An 8,196-nucleotide genomic window follows, 5' to 3' on the forward strand; every position below is an offset into this window, starting at 1 on the left:
GAGAAGAGGTTGGCGCCGGCGCTGACAATCTCCTCTCCCCGCCGGGGAGAGGTCAGCCGAGCGAAGCGGAGGCTGGGTGAGGGGCAGTCCATGCCCGGCTCGACCCCCTTTTGCCATCCGCCCCAGCTTTCCGCTAATATGTCGCGGCTTGGATTTGGGGGGACCGGCATGTCGGAAATCGCCACGGGTACGACCTCGTTGCTCAGGGCGTCGCTCAGCCGCACCGGCAAATGGGCGGCGAGCTTTGCTTTCATCAGCGGCGCGGTCGGCGATGTGCTCAATCCGCTCGGGCCCTTTGCCGCCTACATTGCCCTGGTCGCCGCCGTCGCGGCCATCATCATCGCCGTCGCCATGGTGCTGCGCCTGGTGCTGGCCGCCAAGGCGATGCCGGCGCTGATCTTCGCCACCAGTGCGGCGGCGATCGCCGGCGGTGTCTACGGCATCCAGCAGGAAACGAATTCGCAGAACGGCGTGATCGCCAACCTTGTGCCTGCCGTCGCCGAGCTGCAGCAATCGCTGGGCATCGTCTCGCAGAAGGTGGCGAAGATCGAGCAGACTGTCACCGAGACGCAGAAAACGGTCGAGGAGGTCAAGAAATCGACCGATACGGTCGCCAAGACCGCCGAGCAGATCGCGTCCACCCAGCAACAGCAGACCGCGCAGGGTGCCGAGACGCAGAAGACCGTGGAGGCGGTCAAGCAGACCACGGATACGGTGGCGCAGAAGACCGAGCAGATCGCTTCCGCCCAACAGCAGCAGTCGGCGCAGGGCGCCGAGACGCAGAAGACCGTGGAGGCGGTCAAGCAGACCACGGATACGGTGGCGCAGAAGACTGAGCAGATCGCTTCCGCCCAACAGCAGCAGTCGGCGCAAGGCGCGGAGACGCAGAAGACTGTCGAGGCGGTCAAGCAGACGACCGACACCTTGGCCGCCGGCCAGCAACAGCAGCGGGCGCAGGCTGAAAAGCTGCAGGCGACCACCGAGCAGATCGCCGCTTCGATCGACACGATCGCCAAGGGTTTTGCCCAGCTCTCGGCGCAGGGCGGCGCAATCGCCGATCCGAAGCGCCCGGACGAGTTCTACCACAATGCCCGCGTCTATGAGCTCGCCGGCGACATGCTCAACGCCCGCCGCTCCTATCTTGCCTTTGCCGGCTTCGACGTCGACGCGATCGATCCTTATACGCGCTTTGCCACGCTGCTCAGGGTCCAGGACGGCAAGGCCGGCGCGCGCGAAGTGTTTGGACAGCTTGCCGAAAAGGCCAAGGCGCCGTCGATCAAGCTCGTGCATCTGTTGCAGTTCGACGACGCGCAGCGGCTCGACAAGCTCAACGCCTTCATCGCGGCCAACCCCGATTACGCGCCGGCTTACTTTCTGCTCGCGCAGGAATTTTCCGAGGATCGCCTCGGCAGCCAGACGCTCGCCGACAAGCGCAGCGAGGCGCAGGCGCTGAGCAAATTCGTCGCCTACGAGAAGGACGGCGGCCTGCTCAAATATTTCGTCGACCAGACACAACTGGCCGACTGGCTGGACCGCAGCCGCAGCCGGCTGACGGCGTTGAGCGACGTGCTCGACCCGTCGCGCTTCGTGCCGACGCTGACGCCGATGCGCTCCAACGCCGGCTGGTCGATGACGATCTCGCTGCCCGAGCCGGCGACGGCGATTTCCTGGCGTCTCGGCGATTCCGGCCCGTTCACCGACACCGGGGTGATGGCGATGAACGACCAGCGCACCGGCAAGCCGATGCCCAATCCGAGCTTCGAGTTGCCGGACAGCACCGCCGCCACCACCATCGCGATAAAATATCTCGACATCCGCGGCCGCGAGACCGGCCCGTTCGACATCCGCTTCGACCCCGACGGCGCGCTCCAGCAGGAGAACAAGCAGATCCTCGACCAGTTCTGGACGTCGTGGATCGCTTTCGATTCCGGCGGCAATCGCGGCCTGGTCTATTTCACCCAGATGCTCTCCTACCGCTGCGCCATCAAGGCGGTGCATTACAGCCTGAACGGCACCGCGCTCGACAAGGAGATCAAGATGCCGCCCTGCGACGCTAAGGACCCCTATGCCATTCCCTCCGACTACCAGCCCTATTTCAAGGTCAAGGACGACGTGAAATCGATGGCGGTGCAGGTCACCTATACGGATGGCACGAAGTCGCCGGTGCGGGAGTATAAAAGGCAGTAGGGCTCCACCCTCCCCCCTGTGGGGAGGGTCGATCCGCGCAGCGGATCGGGGTGGGGGTCGAAAAGACTCTTTTTTCAGACCCCTCCCCGTCGACCGGTCTCCGCTTTGCTCCGACCGCTCGCCGACCCTCCCCACAAGGGGGAGGAACTGATGCAAAATGCCGATCGCGCTGCTTGCACAGGAGGCATTCGACGGGCTTTGCTCCCCGCGAGAAAAGATTCGCGGGAGGCATTCATGGACACGGTCACGATCGGCGCAAAGGGCATCTCCGTCTCGCTCGATCTCGCCGTCGGCCATATCGCTGCCATGGAGGTCGAGGCCGACGGCCGCATCCTGAACCCCCTGCATCGCGCGCCCTGGGTCGGCTCGCCGCGCGAGACATTGCCTGCGAACCTGCCTGAGGGCACGGTGCGCCTCTCCGGCGATTTCCTCTGCGCGCCCTTCTCCGCCAGCGACGTCGAGGCGGCACCTCTGCATGGCTGGCCGGCCAACAGCGAATGGGACGTCGTCGAAAGCGCTGCCATCGCCGGCGGCTGGCGGGCCGTGTTCCGGCTGCGCCGCAAGGTGATGGGCGCCGCCGTCGACAAGATCTTCACGCTGCGCGACGGCCACCCGTTCCTGTACCAGGAGCACGTCTTCTCCGGCGGCTCCGGCGCCATCTCCGCCGCCCATCATCCGATGACGGTCATGCAAGGCGGCGGCCGGCTCGCCTTCTCGCCCAAGCGCGTCGCTGTCACGCCCCCAACGCCGCTTGAGCCCGACCCGGCGCGCGGCCGCTTCATGCTGGCCTATCCGGCCCGCGCCGCCGACCTCACGCAGTTTCCGCTCGCCGCCGGCGGCACCACCGACCTCACCGACTACCGCATGGATGACAGGCGCGAGGATTTCATCACCCTGGTCGAGGCGGATCATGGCGGCCCGGGCTGGACGGCGATCGCGCGGCGCGCCGAGCAGGACCTGGTTCTGGTGCTGAAGAACCCGGCCGAACTGCCCGTCACCATGCTCTGGTTCTCGAACGGCGGCCGCGACTACGCGCCCTGGAGCGGCCGCCATCTCGGCGTGCTCGGCATCGAGGACGGCCGCAGCGCGATGGGCCATGCCGCCTCGCTCGGCGACAATTGGCTGAAGCATGAAGGCGTGGCCACGGCCTTCGCGCTGGCCGAGGGGCGGTCGGTGTCGTTTCGCCATGTCATCGGCGCGGTTCCGTTCGCCGAGGCCGATGCGCCTGCCGAGATCGAGGCGGTGACCGATCGTTTGCGCGTCCTTGCCCCGAACGGCGCGGTGAAGGAGGCGCCGTTCGACGGCGACTTCCTGCGCATCGGGCGCTCGCTTCCGGCGTGAGCTCTGAAATTCATCATTCCAGGGCGAAGCAAGGAGCGAAGCGACGCGCGCAGACCCTGGAATCCATGCCGTTACCTTGGCCGAAGGACACAAGCGGAGCAGAATTCTGCACCGTTGTAACGCCTCAACGTCACGGCATGGATCCTCGGGTCTGCGCGCGTCGCTTCGCTCCTTGCTCCGCCCGTGGATGACGATGAGATGGGCGTCTCGGCTAATCTCGAAGGTGGGTAAGCGATCGAAACTTCGGCATCAGCGATCCCAGTTTGAAATTTCCACCGACACCCGCCAAAATGCCGGCCGCAATCTTACCGAAGAGCCGCCGATGTCTGAGATCGCCCATATCACAGCCGCCATCTTCAAGCGCGCCGGCAAGGCCAAGCGCTTCGTCGTCGCCATTGCCGGTCCGCCGGGCTCCGGCAAGTCGACGCTGTCGGCGAACCTGCATGAGCTTCTGCCTGACGGCACATCCGAGGTCGTGCCGATGGACGGCTTCCACTATGACGACGTCATCCTCAACCGCCGTGGCCTGCGACCGCGCAAGGGCGCGCCGGAAACCTTCGATTTCGCCGGCTTCGAGACGCTGTTGAAGCGCATCCGCTCCGGCGAACCCGACATCGCCATTCCGGTGTTCGACCGCGGCATCGAACTGTCGCGCGCGGCGGCCGAGATCGTTTCCGCCGACACCAAGTTCATCCTGGTCGAGGGCAACTACCTGCTGCTCGACGAGGAGCCGTGGTCGCGGCTGGCGCCTCTGTTCGATTTCACCATTTTCGTCGACGTGCCCCGCAACGAACTCGAGCGCCGGCTGATGGAGCGCTGGCGCGAGCATGGCAAGTCGGATGAGGACGCCCGCGCCTGGATCGCCTCCAACGACATGCCCAACATCGAGCGGGTGCTGGCACGGCGCCGGCCGGCCGACATGGTCATCGGTCAATGACGGGTCATTGATCAATGACCCTGGCGATTGGTTAACCTGCTCAATTTTCGATATTTTCGGACGGGAACTTTAAGGTTTTCACGCCGTTATCAGCCTATCCCGAATTGTCCGGCGCCGGAGCAATCCCAGGGAAGCGCACAGCCGCTTTCCGTCCGGAATTGCGAAAAGAAGCGAGCAGGAACTGTCAGATGGCAACCAACAGCAGAAAGCCCGTGGCCAAAAAAACCAGGGCCACCCAATCCAGGACGACGCAGGCCAAGGCGGGCGCCGGCCCGGCGATCGCCGAGCGGTCGAAGGACGCCAAGCCGGCTTTCGGCAAGGCGGCCCCGAAGAAAGTAACGCCAGCCGTGGCCCACAAGGTCGCGCCCAAGGCGCATAGGCCGCACAAGTCGGCAACGAAGACGTCGGGCCCGATCCGCACCGTTGCCAGCGTTGCGACCGGCGCGGTGGTAGCGACGGCAAGGCTGGCTGCGTCCGTGCTTGGCCGTGGTGGTGGAAAGGCCAAGGCGAAATAGTCCCTTTTTACGCGATTCCGGACGGCGAAGTCGCCGAGCCGGACCTTCGCGGTTGGCCGTCAAGACAGCTCGGTCGTCAATCCAGGGCGGAGCAAGGAGCGAAGCGACGCGCGCAGACCCTGAATCCATGCCGTGACGCTAAAGCGTTGCTGCGGTTACAGAATTCTGCACGGTTGCGCTCTACGGCAGCGGGCACGGCATGGATACTCGGGTCAAGCCTGAGTATGCCGACGTCATGGGGTTTCAGCTAATCTCCAACGTGGGCGCTAGCCGCGCCCGCTTAGCCCACCGCTACCTTCAGCCAAAGCGCCGAGCGTCGAAACCAGCCCGGCATGGGCGCGCCCGCAGGACTTTTTTGTGCCGCACGCGTTTACCGGAACCGTCTTCAGCCTTTCGCTGGAATGGCGAGGCCCCTTTTCACCGCCGGCCGCGCCAGGCCGCGCTCCAGCCATTCTGCGACGGTCGGGAAATCATCGAAACCGACCAGCTCGCGCGCTTCGTAGAAGCCGATCAGGTTGCGCACCCAGCCCAGCATCGACACATCGGCGATCGTGTAGTCGTCATCCATGATCCACTTGCGGCCCTTCAGCCGCGTTTCAAGCACGCCGATCAGCCGCCGCGATTCGTCGCGGTAGCGTTCGAGCGGCCGCTTGTCGGCGATCTCGCGCCCGGCGAATTTGTGGAAGAAGCCGACCTGCCCGAAGATCGGGCCGATCGCCGCCATCTGGAAGAACACCCACTGGATCGTCTCGTAGCGCCGTGCCGGATCGGCGGGAATGAGCTTGCCGGTCTTGTCGGCCAGATAGAGCAGGATGGCGCCGGACTCGAATAGGCCGATCGGCTTGCCGTCCGGGCCGTCCGGGTCGATGATGGCCGGTATCTTGCCGTTCGGGTTCAGGGACAGGAACTCCGGCGTCCAGCTCTCGTTCTTGCCGATATCGACATAATGCGGCTCATAGGACAGGCCGATTTCCTCCAGCGCGATCGAGACCTTCACGCCATTGGGCGTCGTGGCCGAATAGAGCTGCAGGCGCTCGGGCTGCTTGGCCGGCCAGCGCTTGGCGATCGGAAAGGCGGACAGGTCGGTCATCGGAAACTCCGGATAGGGCTGGCGCCGGGCGGCGCTCACAATGGGTGGCAAAGAATACGGCGGGGTGAGGAAGAATTAGGTCCCCGGCCGGCCGGGATCAATACACCAGCCACCGGCGGCCGATGCACATACAGTCAACCGGGATTGTGATCAGACCGCCTTGAAGGCCAGCACCGCATTGGTTCCGCCGAAGGCGAAACTGTTGCTGAGCGCGGCGCGTATCTTGCGCTCGCGCGCCGTGTTGGGCGTTACGTCGAGGTCGCATTCCGGGTCGGGCTCGCGATAGTTGGCGGTCGGCGGCACGATGCCGTCGCGGATCGCCATCACGCAGGCGATCATCTCCAGCCCGCCGGAAGCGCCGAGGCAATGCGCATGCATCGACTTGGTCGAGGACACTGAGAGCGAAGGGGCGTGGTTGCCGAAGACGCGCTTGATCGCGGCGGTCTCGATCTGGTCATTGGCCTTGGTGCCGGTGCCATGCGCGTTGAGGTAGTCGACGTCTTCCGGATTGAGCCCGGCATCGGCCAGGCAGAAGCGCATCGCCGCTTCCGGTCCCTCGACGGTCGGCGCGACGATGTCGGAGGCATCTGCGGAAAGCCCGACGCCGGCGATCTCCGCCAGGATGGTGGCGCCGCGCGCCATTGCGTGATCGTAGCTTTCGAGCACCGCCATGCCGGCGCCTTCGCCAAGCACAAGCCCCGCGCGGTCGGCCGAGAATGGCCGGCACGTGTCGGGCGAAAGCACCCTGAGCGCCTCCCAGCCCTTGAGCACGCCCCATACCAGCGGCGCTTCGGTGCCGCCGGCAACCATCACGTCGGCGCGGCCGAGCCTGATCTGGTCGACCGCCGTGGAAATTGCATGGTTGGCCGACGAACAGGCCGAGGTAGCCCCAAAGACAGGGCCGCGCAGCCCGAGCGCCATGCTCACCTGCCCGGCGGCCGCGCCCGGCATCACTTTCGGCACGGTGAAGATGGCGGCGCGGTTGCGCCCCTCGAGCAGGATCGCGCGGTAATTCTCCTCGATAGTCTCGAAGCCCGCGACGCCGATGCCGACGATTGCGCCCATCCGGTAGGTGTTGTCGGCATGCGCCGTCAGGCCGGATTGCCGCATCGCTTCCCGCGCGGCGATCACCGCCAGCAGACTGAAACGGTCCATCGACACGACCTGCTTGCGGTCGATGCCATGTTCGGGCAGTTCCTTGATTTCGCAGCCGGTCTTGACCTTGAGGTCATGCAGCGACGGATTGTCGATCGGGCCGATCGCCGAGCGGCCGGCGCGCATGGCGTCCCACATCGCCGGCGCATCGTTGCCGAGCCCGCAAATCCCGCCAATACCGGTGATGACGACGCGTTTTTGCATGCAGTCAGGCTTTTTTCGCGATCAGTTCGCGAACCGCCTCGACCATGTCGCCGACGTTCTTCAGGTTGCTCCAGGCATCGACCGTGTTCATCTCGATCTCGATGCCGTACTTCTCCTCGAGATCGAAGATGATCTCGGTCAATTCCAGCGAATGAATGCCGAGCGTTCCGAGATCGGTGCTGGCGGTGATTTCCTCACCACCGGTGTCGGCATGCGCTTTGATCTTTTCGATGATCTCGGTCGTCAGCTGGTCAGCCATTCGGTTCCTTCCCTGTCGTTTCCCGACGCCAACTGATCAGCGCCCTTTTTTGGTCCCCGGATCCAACAACGCCGTTGCCCTTACCTCGCCAGACACCGCGCGACCGCTCCAGGGTGGCTTCCCTCTATAGAAACCAAAACGATGTCAAGCAACAAGCGATATATCGACAAAGCCGCCGGAGTGCTTAACCTGGAAACGTGGACACGATCGACAACGCCCTGACACCCGCCTTGCCTTTGGCCGGCGCTGCTTTGCCTGCCGCGCAACGTGTTGCCGGGCGAGCCAGGCTTTTCTGCGGCAAGAGCGATGGCCGGACGCGCCTGCAGCGGCTCTACCAGGACGGATCGGCCAAAATCCGCCTGCCGGCGGTGCAGGGCGATCCGCTCGAGGCGGTGCTCATCAACACGGCCGGCGGAATGACCGGCGGCGACCGCCTCGGCTGGACGATCGAGGTCGGCGCCGAGGCCTCCGCCTCCATCACCACCCAGGCCTGCGAGAAGGTCTATCG

Annotated in this window: 8 protein-coding genes; 5 read left to right on the top strand and 3 right to left on the bottom strand. The window is 65.0% G+C overall.

Going from position 1 to position 8,196, the window contains the following annotated elements; all coding sequences use genetic code 11:
• Positions 1–168 precede the first annotated feature (168 nt).
• The 4 genes from EOA23_RS28505 to EOA23_RS28520 all read left to right on the top strand — a co-directional run bounded on the left by EOA23_RS28505 (position 169) and on the right by EOA23_RS28520 (position 4,980).
• A complete protein-coding gene (locus EOA23_RS28505) occupies positions 169–2,187 on the top strand; it encodes a methyl-accepting chemotaxis protein (RefSeq protein WP_245474371.1) in 2,019 nt (672 codons plus the stop codon).
• Between the two features lie 234 nt (positions 2,188–2,421).
• Entirely contained in the window at positions 2,422–3,528 is a 1,107-nt protein-coding gene (locus EOA23_RS28510; protein ID WP_127306607.1) for a hypothetical protein, read from the top strand.
• Between the two features lie 322 nt (positions 3,529–3,850).
• A complete protein-coding gene (locus EOA23_RS28515) occupies positions 3,851–4,465 on the top strand; it encodes a nucleoside triphosphate hydrolase (RefSeq protein ID WP_127306608.1) in 615 nt (204 codons plus the stop codon).
• Between the two features lie 188 nt (positions 4,466–4,653).
• Positions 4,654–4,980, top strand: a complete 327-nt coding sequence (locus EOA23_RS28520) for a hypothetical protein (RefSeq protein ID WP_127306609.1) — start codon at positions 4,654–4,656, stop codon at positions 4,978–4,980.
• Positions 4,981–5,365: 385 nt separating this feature from the next.
• Here the strand turns inward: EOA23_RS28520 and EOA23_RS28525 are convergent, their stop codons facing one another.
• The 3 genes from EOA23_RS28525 to EOA23_RS28535 all read right to left on the bottom strand — a co-directional run bounded on the left by EOA23_RS28525 (position 5,366) and on the right by EOA23_RS28535 (position 7,688).
• Positions 5,366–6,070 carry a glutathione S-transferase N-terminal domain-containing protein gene (locus tag EOA23_RS28525; protein WP_127306610.1) on the bottom strand — a complete coding sequence of 235 codons (705 nt, stop codon included), beginning with the start codon at positions 6,068–6,070 and terminating at the stop codon, positions 5,366–5,368.
• Positions 6,071–6,220: 150 nt separating this feature from the next.
• On the bottom strand, positions 6,221–7,429 hold the full coding sequence (locus EOA23_RS28530; RefSeq protein ID WP_127306611.1) for a beta-ketoacyl-[acyl-carrier-protein] synthase family protein: 1,209 nt from the start codon (positions 7,427–7,429) through the stop codon (positions 6,221–6,223).
• Positions 7,430–7,433: 4 nt separating this feature from the next.
• A complete protein-coding gene (locus EOA23_RS28535; protein ID WP_041003067.1) occupies positions 7,434–7,688 on the bottom strand; it encodes an acyl carrier protein in 255 nt (84 codons plus the stop codon).
• A gap of 251 nt (positions 7,689–7,939) precedes the next feature.
• Here EOA23_RS28535 and EOA23_RS28540 point away from each other — a divergent pair.
• Positions 7,940–8,196: urease accessory protein UreD (locus EOA23_RS28540; protein WP_245474372.1), on the top strand; the 257-nt coding region annotated here is incomplete at its 3' end.

This window comes from Mesorhizobium sp. M2A.F.Ca.ET.042.01.1.1 (assembly GCF_003997405.1).
Taxonomy (GTDB): Bacteria; Pseudomonadota; Alphaproteobacteria; order Rhizobiales; family Rhizobiaceae; genus Mesorhizobium.